23 protein-coding genes are annotated in these 18,931 nt (G+C 60.6%); 11 read left to right on the top strand and 12 right to left on the bottom strand.

What is annotated here, in order from left to right:
- The first annotated feature begins 87 nt into the window (after positions 1 to 87).
- On the top strand, positions 88 to 495 hold the full coding sequence (gene msrB / locus ACQZ5G_RS05490; protein ID WP_174056496.1) for a peptide-methionine (R)-S-oxide reductase MsrB: 408 nt from the start codon (positions 88 to 90) through the stop codon (positions 493 to 495).
- Between the two features lie 212 nt (positions 496 to 707).
- Here msrB and ACQZ5G_RS05495 read toward each other — a convergent pair whose 3' ends face one another.
- The 5 genes from ACQZ5G_RS05495 to ACQZ5G_RS05515 all read right to left on the bottom strand — a co-directional run bounded on the left by ACQZ5G_RS05495 (position 708) and on the right by ACQZ5G_RS05515 (position 3,455).
- On the bottom strand, positions 708 to 1,205 hold the full coding sequence (locus ACQZ5G_RS05495; protein ID WP_448737474.1) for an N-acetyltransferase family protein: 498 nt from the start codon (positions 1,203 to 1,205) through the stop codon (positions 708 to 710).
- Between the two features lie 116 nt (positions 1,206 to 1,321).
- Entirely contained in the window at positions 1,322 to 1,990 is a 669-nt protein-coding gene (gene trhA, locus ACQZ5G_RS05500) for a PAQR family membrane homeostasis protein TrhA (protein ID WP_003522286.1), read from the bottom strand.
- A 317-nt stretch (positions 1,991 to 2,307) separates the two neighbouring features.
- A complete protein-coding gene (locus ACQZ5G_RS05505) occupies positions 2,308 to 2,628 on the bottom strand; it encodes a TraR/DksA family transcriptional regulator (RefSeq protein ID WP_035260908.1) in 321 nt (106 codons plus the stop codon).
- A gap of 120 nt (positions 2,629 to 2,748) precedes the next feature.
- Positions 2,749 to 3,159 (bottom strand): universal stress protein, encoded by a 411-nt coding sequence (locus tag ACQZ5G_RS05510; protein ID WP_003522284.1) that lies wholly within the window; start codon positions 3,157 to 3,159, stop codon positions 2,749 to 2,751.
- Positions 3,160 to 3,206: 47 nt separating this feature from the next.
- On the bottom strand, positions 3,207 to 3,455 hold the full coding sequence (locus ACQZ5G_RS05515) for a hypothetical protein (protein ID WP_003522283.1): 249 nt from the start codon (positions 3,453 to 3,455) through the stop codon (positions 3,207 to 3,209).
- Here ACQZ5G_RS05515 and ACQZ5G_RS05520 point away from each other — a divergent pair.
- Both ACQZ5G_RS05520 and ACQZ5G_RS05525 read left to right on the top strand, forming a co-directional pair.
- Positions 3,438 to 4,298: a VOC family protein gene (locus ACQZ5G_RS05520; RefSeq protein ID WP_448737473.1), complete on the top strand. Its 861-nt coding sequence runs from the start codon at positions 3,438 to 3,440 to the stop codon at positions 4,296 to 4,298. The two genes, ACQZ5G_RS05515 and ACQZ5G_RS05520, sit on opposite strands and share 18 nt — an antisense overlap.
- Before the next feature lie 86 nt (positions 4,299 to 4,384).
- A complete protein-coding gene (locus tag ACQZ5G_RS05525) occupies positions 4,385 to 5,560 on the top strand; it encodes an AI-2E family transporter (protein ID WP_448737472.1) in 1,176 nt (391 codons plus the stop codon).
- An 87-nt stretch (positions 5,561 to 5,647) separates the two neighbouring features.
- Here the strand turns inward: ACQZ5G_RS05525 and ACQZ5G_RS05530 are convergent, their stop codons facing one another.
- The 4 genes from ACQZ5G_RS05530 to ACQZ5G_RS05545 all read right to left on the bottom strand — a co-directional run bounded on the left by ACQZ5G_RS05530 (position 5,648) and on the right by ACQZ5G_RS05545 (position 9,175).
- On the bottom strand, positions 5,648 to 6,727 hold the full coding sequence (locus tag ACQZ5G_RS05530) for a bifunctional transcriptional activator/DNA repair enzyme AdaA (protein WP_448737471.1): 1,080 nt from the start codon (positions 6,725 to 6,727) through the stop codon (positions 5,648 to 5,650).
- Positions 6,728 to 6,984: 257 nt separating this feature from the next.
- Positions 6,985 to 7,710, bottom strand: coding sequence for a polysaccharide deacetylase family protein (locus ACQZ5G_RS05535; protein WP_448737470.1), 726 nt, complete (start codon positions 7,708 to 7,710; stop codon positions 6,985 to 6,987).
- A 50-nt stretch (positions 7,711 to 7,760) separates the two neighbouring features.
- On the bottom strand, positions 7,761 to 8,669 hold the full coding sequence (locus ACQZ5G_RS05540) for a dihydrodipicolinate synthase family protein (RefSeq protein WP_448737469.1): 909 nt from the start codon (positions 8,667 to 8,669) through the stop codon (positions 7,761 to 7,763).
- Positions 8,670 to 8,773: 104 nt separating this feature from the next.
- Positions 8,774 to 9,175 carry a DUF930 domain-containing protein gene (locus ACQZ5G_RS05545; RefSeq protein WP_059753914.1) on the bottom strand — a complete coding sequence of 134 codons (402 nt, stop codon included), beginning with the start codon at positions 9,173 to 9,175 and terminating at the stop codon, positions 8,774 to 8,776.
- 224 nt (positions 9,176 to 9,399) lie between these two features.
- Between ACQZ5G_RS05545 and ACQZ5G_RS05550 the strand changes: the two genes are divergently transcribed.
- On the top strand, positions 9,400 to 11,499 hold the full coding sequence (locus ACQZ5G_RS05550; RefSeq protein WP_448737468.1) for a S9 family peptidase: 2,100 nt from the start codon (positions 9,400 to 9,402) through the stop codon (positions 11,497 to 11,499).
- Between the two features lie 279 nt (positions 11,500 to 11,778).
- Here the strand turns inward: ACQZ5G_RS05550 and ACQZ5G_RS05555 are convergent, their stop codons facing one another.
- Positions 11,779 to 11,997 (bottom strand): hypothetical protein, encoded by a 219-nt coding sequence (locus ACQZ5G_RS05555; RefSeq protein WP_448737467.1) that lies wholly within the window; start codon positions 11,995 to 11,997, stop codon positions 11,779 to 11,781.
- Between ACQZ5G_RS05555 and ACQZ5G_RS05560 the strand changes: the two genes are divergently transcribed.
- From ACQZ5G_RS05560 to ACQZ5G_RS05575, 4 genes are all read left to right on the top strand, one after another.
- The gene (locus ACQZ5G_RS05560) at positions 11,996 to 13,006 is read left to right on the top strand and encodes an ABC transporter substrate-binding protein (protein WP_448737466.1); all 1,011 of its coding nucleotides are present in this window, start codon (positions 11,996 to 11,998) and stop codon (positions 13,004 to 13,006) included. The genes ACQZ5G_RS05555 and ACQZ5G_RS05560 overlap by 2 nt on opposite strands.
- Positions 13,007 to 13,261: 255 nt before the next feature.
- A complete protein-coding gene (locus ACQZ5G_RS05565; protein ID WP_059753922.1) occupies positions 13,262 to 14,170 on the top strand; it encodes an ABC transporter permease in 909 nt (302 codons plus the stop codon).
- On the top strand, positions 14,163 to 15,263 hold the full coding sequence (locus ACQZ5G_RS05570) for a quaternary amine ABC transporter ATP-binding protein (RefSeq protein WP_448737465.1): 1,101 nt from the start codon (positions 14,163 to 14,165) through the stop codon (positions 15,261 to 15,263). The genes ACQZ5G_RS05565 and ACQZ5G_RS05570 overlap by 8 nt, the downstream gene beginning before the upstream one ends.
- Positions 15,264 to 15,603: 340 nt before the next feature.
- Positions 15,604 to 15,891 carry a hypothetical protein gene (locus ACQZ5G_RS05575; protein WP_003522271.1) on the top strand — a complete coding sequence of 96 codons (288 nt, stop codon included), beginning with the start codon at positions 15,604 to 15,606 and terminating at the stop codon, positions 15,889 to 15,891.
- 10 nt (positions 15,892 to 15,901) lie between these two features.
- Here ACQZ5G_RS05575 and dmeF read toward each other — a convergent pair whose 3' ends face one another.
- Both dmeF and dmeR read right to left on the bottom strand, forming a co-directional pair.
- Entirely contained in the window at positions 15,902 to 16,909 is a 1,008-nt protein-coding gene (dmeF, locus tag ACQZ5G_RS05580) for a CDF family Co(II)/Ni(II) efflux transporter DmeF (RefSeq protein ID WP_448737464.1), read from the bottom strand.
- 20 nt (positions 16,910 to 16,929) lie between these two features.
- Complete coding sequence (dmeR, locus tag ACQZ5G_RS05585; RefSeq protein WP_003509296.1) at positions 16,930 to 17,202, bottom strand: Ni(II)/Co(II)-sensing transcriptional repressor DmeR; 273 nt, start codon at positions 17,200 to 17,202, stop codon at positions 16,930 to 16,932.
- A gap of 127 nt (positions 17,203 to 17,329) precedes the next feature.
- Here dmeR and ACQZ5G_RS05590 point away from each other — a divergent pair, with 127 nt between their 5' ends.
- The 3 genes from ACQZ5G_RS05590 to ACQZ5G_RS05600 all read left to right on the top strand — a co-directional run bounded on the left by ACQZ5G_RS05590 (position 17,330) and on the right by ACQZ5G_RS05600 (position 18,911).
- Positions 17,330 to 17,692, top strand: a complete 363-nt coding sequence (locus ACQZ5G_RS05590) for a hypothetical protein (RefSeq protein ID WP_448737463.1) — start codon at positions 17,330 to 17,332, stop codon at positions 17,690 to 17,692.
- Between the two features lie 112 nt (positions 17,693 to 17,804).
- The gene (locus ACQZ5G_RS05595) at positions 17,805 to 18,218 is read left to right on the top strand and encodes a MerR family transcriptional regulator (protein WP_003522268.1); all 414 of its coding nucleotides are present in this window, start codon (positions 17,805 to 17,807) and stop codon (positions 18,216 to 18,218) included.
- Positions 18,219 to 18,422: 204 nt separating this feature from the next.
- Entirely contained in the window at positions 18,423 to 18,911 is a 489-nt protein-coding gene (locus ACQZ5G_RS05600; RefSeq protein WP_003509304.1) for a GNAT family N-acetyltransferase, read from the top strand.
- Positions 18,912 to 18,931 lie beyond the last annotated feature (20 nt).

Consider the following 18,931-nt stretch of genomic DNA (forward strand, 5'->3'; position numbering starts at 1 on the left):
GCCCATAACGAACGCGTTATGACGCCCATCCCCTTTCAATCCGCCTCCGCGATGACTATTTGAGGCGGGAACAGAAAGGATCATTCCATGAGCGATCTGACATCCCCAAAAATCGAAAAAAGCGATGCCGAATGGCGTGAGCAGCTGACGCCGGAACAATATCGCATCCTGCGCGAACACGGCACCGAGCGCGCCTTCACCGGGCCCTATTGGGATACATTCCAGAAAGGCCTCTATCGTTGTGCGGCCTGCGACGAGCCGCTGTTCCTCTCCGATACGAAATTCGATGCCGGCTGCGGATGGCCGAGCTATTTCGAGCCGGTAAAGCCGGGCGCCGTGACGGAACATCGCGACGCCAGCTACGGCATGGTGCGCACGGAAATCCGCTGCGCCAATTGCGGCGGCCATCTCGGCCACGTCTTCCCGGACGGCCCGAAGCCCACCGGCCTGCGTTATTGCATCAACGGCCATTCGATGGTGTTCGAGCCGGTTTGATTGGGCAATGGGTAACGCCTATACGGCATGCGACGTCGGTTTGCGGACGTCCACCCCAAGCACTCAGCGTCATCCTCGGGCTTGTCCCGAGGATCTGCAACCGATTGATTTAATTCGGCGTGGTTAGATCCTTGGGACAAGCCCAAGGATGACGGAGGAGAGGTTGGACGTCCCGCGCCGGGGCCACTTTCTCTAGGCAACCCGCCCGGGAACTAGTTCAGCTTCAGCTCCATACACGTCAAATCCAGCCAGCGGCCGAACTTGGTGCCGACTTCCGAAAACCGGCCGACAACCCTGAAGCCGAGGCTTTCATGCAGGCGGATGGAGGCGGTGTTTTCCGCCTCGATGGCGGCGATCAGCACATGCACGTCGTTGCCGGAGGCATGATCGATCAACGCCTGCATCAGCTTCTTGCCGATGCCGTGGCCGCGCGCATCCTTATGCACATAGACCGAATGTTCGCGGGTGTGGCGATAACCGTCGAAAGCGCGCCAGTCGCCGTAGGAAGCATAACCTGCGACCTTGCCTTCAAGGATTGCGACGATGACCGGAAAGCCGCGTGACTTGCGGGCGGCGAACCATTCCCTGCGGTTTTCCAGATCGACCAGCACGTCGTTCCAGATCGCGGTCGTATTCAGCACCGCATCATTGTAAATCTCCATGATGCCGGAGAGATCGTCCACGGTCGCGTCGCGCAGTTGCACGCTCATTGTCGTTCACCTTTTTTCCTGCTTGCAGCGGCGGTATTTTCGGCCGCCATCTGCACGAGGATTAGGCGATGATGCGAATGGCTGTCCAGTACCCATCCCGCCATCGGGCGCATTCTTCAGGATGCCAGCGGCACGAGGCTGAAGGAGGTGACCACGGCGAAATAATGAACGGCGGCGGCGGCGACCACGAAAGCGTGCCAGATGGCATTCTGGAAGCGCAGTTTTTCCCAGACATGGAAGATGACGCCGAGCGAATAGATGACGCCGCCGGCGACGATCAGCCAGAGCGTGACGGGTGCCAGATGCGACGACAGCGGCCCGACCACCATCACGCCGCTCCAGCCCATGGCGAGATAAAGGCCGATGGCGACCCGGTCGTAACGGCCGGGAAACAGGCATTTGAGCAGGATGCCGCACAGCGCCGCGAGCCAGATCAGCCCCAGCATGACGGCGATCAGCGGATCGTGGATGCCGCGCATCAGAAAGGGGGTATAGGTGGCGGCGATGAGGATGAAGATCGCCGAATGATCCAGCCGGCGCAGGAACCATTTCACCCTGGAGTGCGGCCAGATATTATAGGTGAAGGACACGGAGAGACAGGCGACGAGGCCGAGACCGTAAATCCATGCGGCGGCGATCGCGCTGAGCGTCCCCCAGGCGGTCGCGTAGAAAATCAGCGCCGTGGCGCCGATAAGCGCAAACACGATGCCGACACCATGGACGATGCCATCGGCGACAATCTCGTGAAAATCATACTGGCGCCCGAACCGCCATAAATCGCTCATAGTCCAATCCCGTCTGCGTGCTGTCCTCAAAGCATGGAGACAATATTAGACAGGAACAAGACAGCGCCCGGTTAACGGCAATCAAATTGCGTTCGAGGCTGTTGCGAAAGGAGAGGTGCAGGTTGCCCTGCGGCCAGAGCAATTGCCTGTGGAGCGAGCGGTAGACGCTTGTTTCTTCTCCCCGCCGGGGAGAAGTCCGCGGCAGCGGGATAGGGGGCAAGGGTGGATATGTTCGGAGAGCTTACCCCCTCATCCGGCCCTTCGGGCCACCTTCTCCCCGGCGGGGAGAAGAAACCCAGTCACGCTTTCCCCTGCCCTCACAACGCCGCAGCGCATTCCTGGCAAAACGGCGTATAGGGCACCGCCTTCAGCCGATCCTCCGAAATCCGCTTGCCGCATTTGACGCAGGTGCCGAAGGTGCCGCTGGCGATACGGTCGAGGGCCGCGTCGATGGCGCGCAGCTCGTCCTGACCCACCTGCCCCAGCTCGTCCAGCACTTCGTCATTGCTGCGTTCGGTGGCGCGATCCTCGTCATCGGGATTGCGAGGCTCTTCGAAATCGGCTTCGATTTTGTGCAGGCGACGATAAAGCTCGCGCTGGCGGTCGCGCAGGATTTTCTCGTAACTTTCGACATTCATGTTTTTTCCTCCAGCCAATCTTCTTGTATCGTCGCATTCCCAGACGGAAAACCGGATTCCACTTTTCCTTGGAATGCTTGGGGGCGGAAAACCCGCCCGCAACGCTAAAACGTCAGGCTTTTATCGGTCCACCAGCACCGAGCATTTGGCGTGGCGCACCACGCGGTCGGCGGTGGCGCCGATGAAATAATTGCTGAAATCCGGCGTGTGCGACGCGATGATGATGAGGTCGGCCTTGTGTTCCTCGGCGGCGGCGATGATTTCACGCGCGGGCGCGCCGCTTCTGATTTCCTGGCTGCCCTTGAAACCGGCTCTGGTCTTAATGTCCGAAAGCTTGGTCTTGGCGTCCTTGATGGCGTTTTCGATCAGGTCGACAGGCAGGTCGATCGCCATATAGCCCGGCAGTTCCTCGACAACATTGATGAGAACGATCTCGCCATCAGGATCCAGAAGCGCCTTGGCCTTTTCGAGAATCTTTTCCCCCTTGTCGGTGGCGCTGAGGTCTACCGGTACGATGATCTTCTTGTACATGGCTGTCTCCTTTGGCTTGATCCGCCGTTTAGCGTGTCGGGCTAGGCTTATATTTCCCCTTCGGCAGGGCCTTCACCTTGATCGAAGTCAAAGCCGGAGCCGGGCCGGAACGGGGCATTGTCAACGAATAGTGGACGGTCAATCGCCAGACGACGATCTTTGCTGAACGACGAAACCAGCCCATATTCGCCTTCGACAAACGCCGCAAAGCGGCGTCGGCCGATGGTTTCGGCGACCGATCCGCCCCAGGGCGCTTCGGATTCAATATGGAGATCATGATGAGTGAAATCAAACAATTCGCCCTGACGCGGCCGGCCTATGTCGGCCAGGCGCATCTCGTCGTTCACGATCTGCCGCGCGTTTCGGATTTCTACCGGAAGATCATCGGTCTTTCCGTTCTTGAAAAGAACCCGAGCGGCGAAGTGCTTGGTGTCGGCGACCAGCCGTTGCTCACACTTTCCACCTCCGGTACGGCGGAACGCGCGCCGCGCAACGCCGCAGGCCTGTTCCACACCGCCTTCCTGATGCCGAGCCGGAACGATCTGGCCCATTGGCTGGCGCATGCCGCCCATAACAATGTCCAGTTTCAGGGCGCGTCCGACCATCTGGTCAGCGAGGCGATCTATCTTGCCGACCCGGAAGGCAACGGCATCGAAGTCTATCGCGACCGTTCGCCGGACGAATGGACCTACCAGCAGGACGGCACGGTGGAGATGGCCACCCTCGGCCTCAACCTTCAGGCGCTTTACGACAGCGCGCCGAAGACGGCCTTTACCGGGGCGGCGGAAGGAACAGCCATCGGCCATATCCACCTGCAGGTCGGCAACATTCCGCAGGCGGATGAATTTTATCAGGATGTGCTGGGGCTGAAGATCATGGCGCGTTATCCCGGCGCGAGCTTCTTCGGTTCCGGGGCCTATCACCACCACGTCGCCGCCAATATCTGGAACAGCCGGGGTGCTGCGGCCCGCAAGGACAATATGACCGGCCTTTCCGGCTATTCGCTGACCTTCAACGAGCCGGCCGCGCTTGAGACGGCGATTGCCGCCCTCGACCGGCTGGAAATCGCCACAGAGCGGCAAAGTGACGGCATTGTCCTCAAAGATCCGTGGGGCGTCGGCCTAAAGCTTTCCGCCTAAACGCAAAAAAGGGGCGGCGGAAATTTTCGCCGCCCCGGAACCGCCACATTTTTCGAACGTTTGTCACCTTATTGGGGGACCGTTCGATGAATGAAAATGCCAGGCCGGACAAGACCGGCAGCTTGGTCAACACCGCGGCAACCGCTGCGGCAACAAGAGCGGACCCGCTGGAAGTGCCAGCTTCCGGCTCACGGCGTGACGATGCGCGCAGCCAGCAGCCGCTTGGCCGCGAAGCGCTGGATGTGGTCGTCGCCTGGTCGGTGATCGGCATCTTCCTTATCATGCTCATGGCGGTCATCCACGAATTGTCGCTCATCCTCATTCCGGTGGTGATGGCCATCGTGGTGGGCATGATCCTCGGCATCGCCGCCGAAAAGCTCGGTTCCTACGGCATTCCCGGCTTCGGCGTCGCGCTTATTCTGTCGAGCCTCGTGGCGGCGGTGATGTTCTTCGTGGTCAATTCGCTGACCGAGCCGCTCTCGCTTCTCGCTTCGGAAGGGCCGGCGCTGGTGGAGCGCAGCATCGACCGTTTCCTGCCCTATCTGCAAAGTCTCAGATGGCTGAATATTTCGGCGGCGAGCTTCAGTCTGGGCTCGATGTCGATGGAATCTTTGATTTCGCGCAGCGGCGAAATCATCTCGCTGCTCGGCGCCAACATCACGCCCGCCGTCATTCAGGGCCTGATCTTTCTCGCCGCGCTGCTGATGTTTCTCTATAGCCGGCTGCGGCTGCGCAAGGCGATCATCATGGCCTTTCCGGCCCGCCACCAGCGGCTGCGCACCATCCGCATCATCGGTTCGGTGGAAGAGGTGCTCGGCACCTATTTCGCCACGGCGGCGCTGATCTATGCGGGGCTTGGCGTGACGATGGTGGTCATCGCCTATTTCGGCGGACTGGCCATGCCGCTTCTGTGGGGGCTGTTCGCCTTCCTCTCCAGCTTCGTGCCGTTTCTCGGCATCACCGCCATGACGATTTCGCTGACGGTGGCGGGCATCATCACCCATGACAACATCATTCTGGCGCTTCTGCCGGCGGCGATCTTCTTCACCATTCACCTGTTGATGGAAAACCTCGCCTTTCCGGCGGTGGTGGGCCGCAACATGGAGATAAACCCCTTCCTCGTCTTCGTGATGATCATCTTCTGGACGTGGATGTGGGGGGCGGCCGGGGCCATGCTGGCGCTGCCGCTGTCGCTGATCGTCATGACGGTTACGCGGGAACTTTTCCCCTCACGCCGGGTGGTGCCAAACCTGCCGGATTAAGCACGGCTTCAATGGCAAGGCAGAGGGGGTAAACCCCACGCGCCGACCGTCAATCGACAACCTCCTGAAAACCAGCAGCCAGGCCGCTCAGGAAGCGAGCGGTATGCCCTGGCGGTTCGCCATCCGGCGCTCGTGCTCGATCAGCCATTTCTTGCGCCACAGCCCGCCGCCATAGCCGGTCAGGCTGCCATCCGCGCCCAGTACACGGTGGCACGGCACGACGATGGCGATCTGGTTCGCGCCATTGGCGCGGGCCACCGCACGCACGGCGGATGACCTGTCCATTGCGGTTGCGAGCGAGGAATAGCTGACGATCTCACCCGCAGGTATTTCCCGCAGGTTGCGCCAGACATCGCGCTCGAAGGGCGTGCCGTGGCCGGCAAGACGCGTTTCGAAGGCGGCCGAATGCCCGGCGAAATAGGCCTTGAGTTCCGCTTCGATCTGGCCGGTCACGGCCGTCCGGCCAAGCACCATATCCGCGCCGGTGCGCGTCTTCAGCCGCCTGAGCTCGGCTGGAAGCGCCGGCCGGTCGGCGAATTCGAGGAGATGCAGGGCATGATCGTCGGCGACGGCGAGCATCGGGCCGATCGGCGTATCGATCCAGTCGCCCTTCAAAAACCCCTTGCCCTTCATGGCGGCGGGCGAAGAGCCGAAGAACTGGTTGATGGCGGAGCGGAAACCGCTGCCGGATTCGTAACCGGCATCGATCTGCGCGCCGATCACCGCTTCGCCGGAAGCGATGCTTTCCGCAGCGCCGCCCACCCGCCGCAATCTGGCGATTTCCAGAAAACTCATGCCGAAACGGCGCTTGAAGGTGCGGCGCACGGTGGAAGGATCATGGCCGAGCGCCACCACATCCTCCTCGCGCCAGCGCCGCGCCGGTTCGTTTTCCAGCGCCGTCAGCAGCGACGTCACGGTCTCATCGGCGGAGCCATAGGACAGCATCGGCTTGCAGCGCTTGCAGGGGCGGAAACCGGCTTCCAGACATTCGGCGATGGTCTCGCGGAACCGGCAGTTTTCGATCTTGGGCTTGCGCGCCGTGCAGGTGAAGCGGCAGAAAATCTTCGTCGACGTCACACACACATAGGCCACGCCCTCATAGGCGGGGTCCTTGTTCACAAGGGCGAAATAGAGCGTTTCGGTGTCGGGGCGTTTGAACAGCATCATGGGGAGGATGCTAGCGCAAATTTAAGCGGCACGCCGCCGAAAAACGGGCATGGATGTAGGGGATGTTGTCGGCTCGTGTCCGCGCCGTTTCGCGGCCAAGCCGGTGCGGCATATTTCTTCTCCCCGCCGGGGAGAAGGTGGCGCGCAGCGCCGGATGAGGGGGCGACGGTGGAGAGATGCGGAAAGCTTGCCCCCTCATCTGCCCTTCGGGCATCTTCTCCCCGGCGGGGAGAAGAAACGGGCGGCGACCTTGCGAATCAATTCCCCGGCGGTGCGAAGGACGGATCATCCAGCCTTGTGAAAATCACGCCGCGCGCCTTCAACGCCAGAAGGCCCTTTACCACGCCCTCGCCCGCTTCATGGGTGGGCTGGTTGATATGGGAGATGATGACATCGCCATCCCTGGCGGAAGCGATGTGTTTCGCCGTCGCGGCCGCCCCCAGCAGCGAGCCTCCATCGCCATTGACGGAATAACCGGCCACCCGCATGCCCAGCCGGTTGATGGTGGCCATGGACGAGCCTGTGTATTTGGCCGTCGCACCCCGGAACCATTGCGGCTGGAGGCCGGTGGCGGCGGCGATGGCCTGACGGCCGCCCTCCACCTCCTGCTCGACCGCCGCTTCCGAACCGGCGGCGGCGATGCCGTAGATGGAAACCGGCTTATCCACCGCCGGCACATGGTTTTCGCCATGGTTTTCGATCTCGAACAGATCCGGATGCGCCATGAGCACGGCGAGCGCTTCGCCATTGTGCTTCAGCCAGCGGGCGGTGACGAAGATCGTTGCCGGAATGCGCTCCTTCACCAGCGTATCGAGAATGCGGTGATCGGTCTTGCCCATGCAGGCATCCAGCGTCATCGCCACCCGCACCTTGCCGTCATGCTGCGGCGACATTTTCAGCGTCGGCTCGACAAGGCCGGTCCCCGCGAAGGCGGCGGAAGAGGCACAGAAAAACAGGGTGGCGGTGAAGAGGCGACGCAGCATTTTATGTTCCGGAGTGTGAGAGGTGGCAATCCGCCCGCAAAGCGCCCGAATTAAGGCGCGGTTTCCAGCCCTGACAGCGCTTCCAGCGCCTCTTCCACCCGCTGGCGTTCGGCGCTGGTGAGCGGCAGGATCGGCCGGGGCGGTTCGCTGACCGTCAGCGACAGGATGTTGGCGGCGGCATAAACCACGCGGATACTGCCGAATTCCTTGAACAGCGCCCAGAGCGGCTGGAAGGCCGCATCGATCCTCTTTGCCTCTTCCGCATTCTTGGCCTGAGCCGCCCGCATCAATTGCAGGGCCGGAACCGGCAGCAGGCCGGCAACCACGCTGTACCAGGTGTCGCCGCCGGCAAGCGTGGCGTCGGCGCAGCCCCAGTCGCCGCTATAACCGATGGCGAAATCTTGCCCCAGCTTGGGCCTCAGCCGCGCAAGCTCACCGGCGTAGTCGGAATCGGCCGGCAGCGGCATCTTGATGGCGCGGATATTCGGGATATAGGCAAGCCGCACCAGAAGCTCGTCGCTGAAGGCAAAGCGGGTCGTGGTGGGATTGTTGTAGATGGCGAGCGGCAGGCCCGTTGCGCCGGCCACGGCGGCGAAATGGTGATAGGCCTCTTCCTGCGTCAGCGGCGTATAGGAAACGGGCGCGAGCAGCAATGCATCCGCACCGGCCGCTTCCGCATCCTTCGCCAGCGCCACGGCCTCATCGGTGCGCAAGGCGCCGACGCCTGCCATCAATATGCGCTTGCCCTTGAGGATGGCGGCGGCGGCCTCGATGGCGCGACGCCGCTCCTCGCGCGTGAGATACATGTAGATGCCGGTGCTGCCGAGAATGCCGACGGAATCGACCGCCGCCGCATCCAGCCGCTCGATCAGGGCGCAGAAGGCCTCGGCATCGACCCGCCCGGCCTCATCGGCCGGCGTGATCGGAAAAGCAGAAAGCCCCTTGAATCGTCTCGCCATGTTTATGTCCCTCACTTCGATCGGAAGTTAGGGTTACAGAGCCGTTGACGACGCGGCAACAAAGCGGCGGCCAAACGCCGGCCTGAAATCGAAAAATTCCGTGCTCAGTCATAAAGATACAACTTCTTCCACTGCTCTTCGGGAATTTTATCGCCCACACGGTAGTCGAAGGACTGGATGCTGAGACTGTCGCTCTTGAGCTGGCACTTGTATTTGAGCTTGTACCATTCGCCCGCGCTCCTGAAGACTGCGCCCGGCGCCTTGATGGAGTTCTTGCCCACTTCCGGATCGCCGAAAGTATAAGCGATGACCTTGTCCGGCCGCATGCCCTTCTGCTCGGTCGCTATCCTTTCCATCGCCTCGATATCGCAGCGCTGTTCCAGCCGCTCTTCGGGGGCAAGCGCGTTCAACTGCCGCATGACGCTGGCATCGATCGCGAAAGCGGGGGTGAAGGTCTGCAAGCCAAGGAAAAAGGCAGAAAGGGCAGCGGGAAGAAGCTTTCGCATGGGATCCTGTCAGTTTTTTCGTTTGTTCTTGTGATGGGCGGCAGGCCGGACGGCCTGCATCCATCATCGCTGATTTGCCGGATATTGCCAAAATGTGATCGAAAGCTGACGAAATTGTGCCCAAGCCGCATTCCGCCTGTGGAGATTTGAAACTTGATCGGCCGCAAGGCCCGCTCTACATCTTGGTGCCGCCCAAGAATTCATCATACGAAAGCGAGTTTCCCTTGCCGATTTTCAAGAACCTGCCCGCCGCCCCGACCGCCGAAAAAAGGCCCGTTCAGGATACGCATCACGGCATTACCCGCACCGACGATTATGCATGGTTCCGGGCCGATAACTGGCAGGCCATGTTCAAGGACCCTACCCTGCTCGACCCGTCGATCCGTGCCCATCTGGAAGCGGAAAACGCCTATATGGAAGCGGCCATGGGTGACACCAGGGCGCTTCAGGAAAAGCTGTTCGAGGAAATGAAGGGCCGCATCAAGCAGGATGATTCCTCCGTGCCGGTCAATGACGGGCCTTATGCCTATGGCACGCTGTTCGTGACCGGCGGGGAACAGCCGCATTATTTCCGCACCCCGCGCGGCGGCGGCGAAAAACATGTGCTGCTGAACGGTGACAAGGAGGCCGAAGGCAAGGATTATTTCCGTCTTGCCGGTCTCGACCAGTCCTCCGATCACAGTCACGGCATCTGGGGTTATGACGACAAGGGCTCGGAATATTTCACCCTGCGCATCCGCAACCTCGAAACCGGCGAAGATCTTGCCGACGTCGTGGAAAACACCGGTGGCGGCGGGGCCTGGGCGCCTGATGGCAAGAGCTTCTTTTATACGCTGCAGGATGAGAACCACCGCCCCTCCAAGGTCTTCCACCATATCATCGGCCAGCCGCAATCGGCGGACCGTCTGGTCTATGAGGAAAAGGATCCCGGTTTCTTCATGGGCGTCGGCGCGTCGGTTCTCGACGATTTCATCTTCATCGATATTCACGACCATGAGACCAGCGAATATCGCCTTCTCTCCACCAGCGACCTGACCGCCGAACCTGCCGTGGTGGCAGAGCGCGAGGAAGGCATCGAATATTCGATGTGCGAAGGCGGCGACGTCTTCTTCATCCTGACCAATGACGGCGACGCCAAGGATTTCCGCATCGTGGAAGCGCCGGTCACCGCACCCGGCAAGGAAAACTGGAAAGAAGTCGTGCCGCATGAGCCGGGCCGCCTTATTCTCTCCGTCGATGCCTATGCCCGCCACCTCATCTGGCTGGAACGCCGCGACGGCCTGCCGCGCATCGTCATCCGCGACCGCCGCACGGGCGAGGAACATTCCATCGCCTTTGCCGAAGAGGCCTATTCGCTTGGCCTGCATGGCGCGGCGGAATATGACACTGACGTCATCCGCTTCTCCTATTCCTCGATGACGACGCCGAGCCAGCTGTTCGATTACGACATGGTGACGCGCGAGCGCACGCTGCTGAAGACGCAGGAAGTGCCCTCCGGCCACAATCCGGACGATTACATCACCCGCCGCATCATGGCGCCTGCGCATGATGGCGAGCTGGTGCCGGTCTCCCTGCTCTATCGCAAGGATGTGGCGCTTGACGGTTCCGCACCCTGCCTGCTTTATGGATACGGCGCTTACGGCATTACCATTCCCGCCTCCTTCTCCACCACCACGCTGTCGCTCGCCGACCGTGGTTTCATCTATGCCATCGCCCATATTCGCGGCGGCAAGGACAAGGGTTTCGAATGGTACGAGACCGGCAAGATGGAAGCCAAGCAGAACACCTTCAAGGATTTCATCGCCGCAGCCGATCATCTGGTGCAGGAAGGTTTCACCTCCTATGAGGGCATCATCGCGGAAGGCGGCTCGGCCGGCGGCATGTTGATGGGGGCTGTCGCCAATATGGCGCCGGAGAAATTCGCCGGCATCATCGCCGCCGTTCCCTTCGTGGACGTGCTCACCACCATGCTCGATGACACTTTGCCGCTCACCCCGCCGGAATGGCCGGAATGGGGCAATCCGCTGGAATCGGCAGAGGAATATGGCTGGATCGCCGCCTACAGCCCCTATGACAATGTGGGTGCGAAGCCTTACCCGCCTATCCTGGCGCTTTCCGGCCTCACCGATCCGCGCGTGACCTATTGGGAGCCGACCAAATGGGTGGCGAAGCTGCGTGAGAAGACCACGGGGGAAGCGCCCATCCTGCTGAAAACCAACATGGCGGCCGGCCATGGCGGCAAGTCGGGCCGTTTCCAGCGGCTGGAGGAAATCGCCTTCGAATATGCCTTCGCGCTGAAGGTGGCCGGCAAGGACGCCGCATGACACGCTGATGGCGGAACGGGCGGCGGAGAGCCGTCGCTCGCTCCGAAAACAGTATAAAAATACCCTTCGAAAACCCGTTTCTGAATATTTTTTCCACAAAATCGCGCCGGTATTTTTTCTTTAAATACCACTTAACGACATAACGGATTTTTATTTCAAACTACTGAAACTCAAAATACACCTCAGTAAATTACAAATATATTTTCAGTATTACGCCAGACCGAAAAATGTTCCGGGAATCGAACGCATGGCTGCGATGCGCCATTTCGCGTTGCAATATCACTTTTTGGCCGTATTATGCCGGTCGTTGACATATTCATGCGCCTTTTCGCCGCATCTCCTGCGGCAATGCCGCAGCGTGTTCTGCGGATATTCTTCTTGCCGTATTTTTTCGGCTTTTCCACGCGCCATGTCAGTTCGCCCTTGGCAATCCGGGCTTTGCAGTGCTCCCACTTTGCCAATTGAAAACACTGCATCAGACTTGGGGGTCTTACACATGAAGAAACTCCTCGCCTCGACCATTCTCGTAACGGGCTTTATCATCGCTGCCGGTGCAGCAAATTCCGCCAATGCCGCCGAAGAGTGCGGCAGCATTTCCATCGCCGAAATGAACTGGGCATCCGCCGGTGTCGCGGCTTACGTCGACAAGTTCATCATGGAAAACGGCTATGACTGCACGGTCAATGTCGTCAGCGGCGATACCATGCCGACCTTCGCCTCCATGAACGAAAAAGGCCAGCCGGATATGGCGCCCGAATTGTGGGTGAACGCCGTGCGCGAGCCGCTCGATGCCGCCGTCAAGGAAGGCCGCATGATCGAGGCATCGAAAATTCTTTCCGAGGGCGGTATCGAAGGCTGGTGGATCCCGAAATTCATCGCCGACGCCCACCCCGATATCAAGACAGTCGAAGATGCGCTGAAACATCCCGAACTTTTCCCCGCCCCGGAAGACGCCAGCAAGGGCGCCGTGCATAATTGCCCCTCCGGCTGGAACTGCCAGGTGACCACCGCCAATCTCTACAAGGCGCGCGAGGGCGACAAGAAAGGCTTCACGCTGGTCGACACCGGCTCGGCCGCAGGCCTCGACGGCTCCATCGCCAATGCGTTTGAAAAGAAGCAGGGCTGGCTCGGTTATTACTGGTCGCCCACGGCCATTCTCGGCAAATACGAGATGGTGAAGCTGGATGACGGCGTCGAACTCGACCGCGCCCACTTCGACGACTGCACGGCGAAGGTCGATTGCGCAGCGCCGAAGGTCAATGCCTACCCGGTGGCCGATGTCTATACCGTCATCACCAAGGACTTCGAAAGCAAGGCCGGCGTGACGCTGGACTACATCAAGGCCCGCAACTGGGACAACAAGACCGTCGCCGAAATCCTCGCCTGGATGGATGAGAACCAGGGCACCAACGAGGATGGTGCGGAATATTTCCTCGAGAACCACGAGGACATCTGGACGAAGTGGGTTCCGGCCGAGGTGGTGGAGAAGATCAAGGCTTCGATGTGATTGGTTGATGGGGGGGAAGCTTCGGTTTTTATCCGTGGCTTTACCCCCCCTCTGTCCTGCCGGACATCTCCCCCACAAGGAGGGAGATCGGCTGGGCGCACCCTTCTCACAAATCCGCAACGTGTTTGACGGGCGAGACCTTGCCGCAGGTCGATCTCCCCCCTTGTGGGGGAGATGTCCGGCAGGACAGAGGGGGGTATCCCAGCCTCCGTCGCCCGCCGCACCATCCCCCAACCCAAAGGGAAAACAACAATAATGGCCCTCTGCACTTACCTGCCGGACATGCTCTGCAAGTTCCCGGCCATCGACAATTCCACGATGCGTGTGGCACGCAAGACCATCGATGACGGTTTTCGCGACATCGTGCGCAACTACGGCGATGCGATCGACGTGATCGTGCATCCGCTGCAGCTCTTCCTCAATTCCTCGGAGCGGCTGTTTATCCAGACACCGTGGATCATCACGCTCCTCATCATTCTCGCCATCGTGCATCTGGCCGGTCGCAGCTTCAGGATTACCGGCGGCACGGCGCTCGCCCTGCTGATGATCGGCGCGGTCGGCCTCTGGCGGGACGCCATGACGACGCTGTCCATCGTCGCCATCGCCACCCTGATCGCCATCGTCATCGGCCTGCCGCTCGGCATCCTGATGGGTCGTTCCGAACGCCTGCAACGCCTCATCAATCCAGTGCTTGACGTGATGCAGACCCTGCCGAGTTTCGTTTATCTCATCCCCGTGGTGGTGATTTTCGGCATCGGCAAGGTTCCGGGCCTGATCGCAGTGGTGATCTATGCCATTCCGCCCGTCATCCGCCTGACCAGTCTCGGCATTCGCCTCGTTGATCGCGAAGTGCTGGAAGCGGCCGATGCCTTCGGCTCCTCCAATGGCCAGAAGCTGTTCAACGTGCAACTGCCGCTGGCGTTGCCCACCATCATGACCGGTATCAACCAGACCATCATGATGGCGCTCGCCATGGTCGTTGTCGCCTCCATGGTCGGTGTCGGCGGGCTCGGCAAGAACGTGCTGCAGGCCATCAACAACCAGTTCTTCACGGTGGGCTTCCTGAACGGTTTCGCTCTGGTCGCCATCGCCATCATGTTCGACCGGGCGAGCCAGGCTTTCGGCAAGCGCCTGCAGAAATACCGCGAGGTCTCCCATGGCTAAAAGCATCGAAATCCGCAACCTTTACAAGATCTTCGGCAAGCATCCCGAGAAGTACCTCGAAGCGGTACGGTCCGGCATGGACAAGACCGAACTGAACGACAGGCACAACCACGTGCTTGGCCTCAACAACATCAACATCACCATGCCGGGCGGCAAGATCACCGTCGTCATGGGCCTTTCCGGCTCCGGCAAGTCGACGCTGATCCGCCACATCAACCGGCTGATCGACCCGACCGCCGGCGAGGTTCTTTATGACGGCGAGGACATCTGCGGCATGAGCGCCTCGGCGCTCAGGCAATTCCGCCGCCACAAGACGGCGATGGTGTTCCAGAAATTCGGCCTGCTGCCGCATCGCACCGTGCTGGAAAACAGCGTCTACGGGCTCGATATCCAGGGTGTGCCGCGCAGCAAGAGCGAAGAAAAGGGCCGTTACTGGCTGGAACGCGTCGGCCTTGCCGGTTACGAGGATTATTATCCGAACCAGCTTTCCGGCGGCATGCAGCAGCGTGTCGGCCTTGCCCGCGCTCTTGCCAATGACGCCGATATTCTCCTGATGGACGAGGCCTATTCGGCGCTCGATCCGCTGATCCGCGTCGACATGCAGACCATGCTGCTCGATCTGCAGCAGGAGCTGAAGAAGACCGTGGTGTTCATCACCCACGATCTGGACGAGGCGCTCAGGCTCGGTGACCATATCGCCATTCTCAAAGACGGCGAAGTGGTGCAGCAGGGCGATGGCCAGAGCATCATTCTCTCCCCTGCGGATGGTTACGTCACCGACTTCGTGCGCGACGTCAATCGCGGCCGCGTGCTGCAGGCGACCACGGTGATGGAGCCGCTGGAAAGCCGCCCCGAGGGCATGCCCGTGCCGGAAAACGCGACTCTGGAAACGATTGCCCGCGACATGTCGGAGGCCAACGAGACCACCGCCCATGTGGTGGACGAGGACGGCAAGCCGGTCGGCAGCATCGGCCTCGATACGCTGGTGGCTGCGATGGTGACGCCCGCACCGCAGGAGGTTGAGGCGGAGGCGGAGGAGGAAGCGGAGGAGGTGCGGGAGCCTGTTGCTCCGGCGGAGAAGGAAACGGCGTGATCTGCCTGTTTACGCTCTGAAACTCTCCCGTCATCCTTGGGCCTGTCCCGAGGATCTAAACACGTCAATACAATCGAAACGTTGCAGATCCTCGGGACAGGCCCGAGGATGACGTCGGCATATCTGGCGAGATCGACCTTTTATCTGACCACGAACACCTTGCTGGCGTCCGGAGGGTGGGCTCATTCACCAATCCACGCTCCCCGCCGCTTTATGCAAAAACGAAGCACTACTTCGCCGGCTGTCAACCCTCGGCGGTCGCTGCAGCGCAGCAAGCGCAAGTTTCGGACAAGTCGCCGCCGTTAACCATTCGTTAACTTTTGAACGCGGAATCACCGACATGCAGATCGAAAGCAATATTGGCGGATATAACTATCAGGGTCGCATCCGCGACATTGAAAAAGCTGGCAGCGCTCAAAGCGCGCCGGAGGAGCAGGCGGTAAAACGCGGCCCCGGCAATCCCACCGTTTCCAGCACCATTCTTTCCCAGTCGCTGGCCAATGTTCTGTGGGCCGTCGGCAATGGCAGCGCGCCCGCTTATCAGGATACGGCTGCGGCTTCCCCCGAGGACAAGGCGGAAGCCGAGGTGGAATGGGTGCGCAGCGCCTATTCGGAATATACCGAATAGGCGATTCCAATCAGGCCCTTGCTGGGCTCACTTCCACCGTCACATGCGAGAGTTCATGTATGGCGGCAAGTTTCTGCTTATAAAAAGCCGGCGCTTTCGGCGCCTGCGAATGGATCGCCACGATGGCGGCGTGATGCCCCGGCCCGACCTGCCAGACATGCAGGTCGGTGATGCGATCCTCTTCCGTCTCCACGCTTTCACGGATTTCCTGCGGCAAATCCTCCGTCGGCGGCAGCGCGTCGAGCAGGGTCGTCGCCGTAGAGCGGATCAGCCCCCATGACCAGCGGGCGATGACCAGACCGCCAACGATACCCATCAACGGATCGAGGAACGACCAGCCGTTCCACTTGCCAAGCAGCAGCGCGACGATGGCGAGAACCGAAGTCAGCGCATCCGCCAGCACATGCAGATAGGCCGCGCGCAGATTATTGTCCCGGCCGCCCTTTGCGCCGTGGTCCGCATGGTGACCGGCATGGGAGCCGTGATCGTGATGGGCGTGGCTGCCATGGCCATGATGGGCATGCGAGCCGTGGCCATGTCCATGATCGTGGTGATGGTCATCCTTCAAAAGCACGGCGCTGAGAAGATTGACGGCGAGGCCGATGATGGCGACGAGGATCGCCTGGTTGAAATCGATTTCTACGGGATTGATGAGGCGCATCGCGCTTTCGACGGCAATCAGCAACGCCACCACCGCCAGCACGATGGCGCTGGCAAAACCCGCCAGATCGCCGAACTTGCCGGTGCCGAAGGTGAAGCGCGGATTTCGCGCCTCGCGGCGGGCATAAAGATAGGCGAGCGCCGAAATCAGCATCGCGCCGGCATGGGTGGACATGTGCCAGCCATCCGCCGTCAGCGCCATGGAGCCATACCAGTGGCCGGCAACGATTTCCGCCACCATCATGGCCGCGGTCAGCGCAATGACCATCCAGACGCGCCTTTCATTGCGCTCATGGTTCTGGCCAAGGAAAACATGGTCGTGACCGGCTGCTGCACGGTGTTCGGATGTCGTCGTCATGTCGCTAATCCTGTTCGATTTTACCGTATGTAGGTCTTCAGCACCTGGGCCAGCTCTTCCGCCGCCCGCGCCCGCTCGTCTTCATTTTCGGCATGCACCACATGCTCGTGCAGATGCTCCTGCATCACCTCCCCGGTCAGGCCGGAAAGCGCGCCGCGCACCGAAGCGAGCAATTGCAGCACCTCGCCGCAGGGCTTGGCATCATCCAGTGCACGCTCCACCGCCTCCATCTGCCCTTTCAGGCGGCGGATGCGGGCGAGAAGCTTTTCCTTGTTGCGGATCGTATGGGACATGGGCACCTCATATACTATAGGGGGGTATACTATATGCGCGAGTTTTTCCCTTCAAGCCCCGTGCGACGCAATCCTCGCGAATGTTTCGGCCGTTAAAAATACCCCATGAAACCTAGGGGACTCAGTCATGACGACTATTGCAGCAACCATCAGCAGCTATCATCCCACTCCGATCCGGAGCCTTGAGCCGGCAAAGGGCAAGGAAACCCACTCCACCACCGAAGCCCTGCTGGAACTGACGCGCGCCGCGCATCGCACCATTTCAAACGTCGAAAGCATCGCCACGGCCGTCGCGCCTGCCGCCGCCAGCGTTTCCACCGGCCTTGCCGCAGCGCTCTGGAACCTCGACAGCGGCGCTTCCATGACGACCGCACCCGCTCTGGACATGGGCGACATGGCCGCTTCGGCACAGCCGGAAACCGCATCCAGCATCGAGAACGATGTCCTCAAGGCGCTCGCCCAGGCGCTCGGTGTGGATGAAGCCGCCTGAGACCCATTGAACGGCAGGCTGAAAAGCCATATCTCTAGAGACTAGAGCATCGCACCCGGAACGGTGGAGCCAACCGTTCCGCCGTCGCTGCACCCGAGATATGGAGAAAAAGATGCTGTCCATCGGTGAACTGTCCAAACGCACCGGCGTCAAGGTGCCGACTATTCGTTATTACGAGCAGATGGGCCTCATCCGCGAAGCCGACCGTTCCGACGGCAACCAGCGCCGTTACGAAAAGACCGACCTCGAAAGGCTGGCCTTCATCCGCCATGCGCGCGATCTCGGGCTGAACATCGACGCCATCCGCGAACTGATCGCGCTTAGCCAGCACAGACAGATGCCCTGCGAAGGCGCGGACCGCATCGCCGCCGAACACCTCGCCCATGTGCGCGAGAAGATCGCCAGCCTGAAGAAGCTGGAGCACGAGCTGGAGCGCATCGTCTCCCATTGCCACGGCCATTCGATCGAGGATTGCTACGTCATCCGCGCGCTTTCCAATCACGGCATGTGCGAGGGTGAACATTGATCGGAAAATCGGGCTTGACAGATTGCGGATTCGGGCGCATTGCATGTCCCATGATCAACGAACGCGCACCCATCTCCTGCTCGTACTTTTGGGCCTACCTCTAAGGGCGGCTCGACAGATCATATTGTCAACAAGCCGCCGTCAGGCGGCTTTGTTGTTTCTCAAGCGTCCTGACGGCACCGATAAGACCAAAGGACCGAAACAATGACCGAAGATAGCTCCCTTACACTGGAAAGACCGCCCGTCGTCATCATTCGCGGCGCACGCAAGACGGATTTGCCCGAACTCAACGAGATGATCACCCTGCTTGCCTCCTACCACGGCGATGCGGCGGCGATCACGCCGGCGAAACTGGAACGCGACCTGTTCGGCCCGCTGCCCTGGGTGCATGGCCTCGTGGCCGAAGCCGATGGCGCGCTGATCGGTTACGCCCTGCTTCTGCCGCTCTACAGGGCGCAGGAAGGCCGGCGCGGGCTTGAACTGCATCATCTCTTCGTGCGCGACGGGCATCGCGGCCATGGCACCGGCCAGCATCTGGTTTCCCGCGCCCGCGATATCGCCAAGCGTCTCGGCTGCGACTATCTTTCCGTCAGCGCCACGACCGGCAATGTCGCGGCGCATCGTTTCTACGAAAACATGGATTTCGCGCCCCGCCCGGTTACCGGCATGCGCTACATGCAGTCCATCGCCTGATTAAAAACCACGGAGACGGC

This window comes from Agrobacterium sp. 22-214-1, assembly GCF_053522465.1.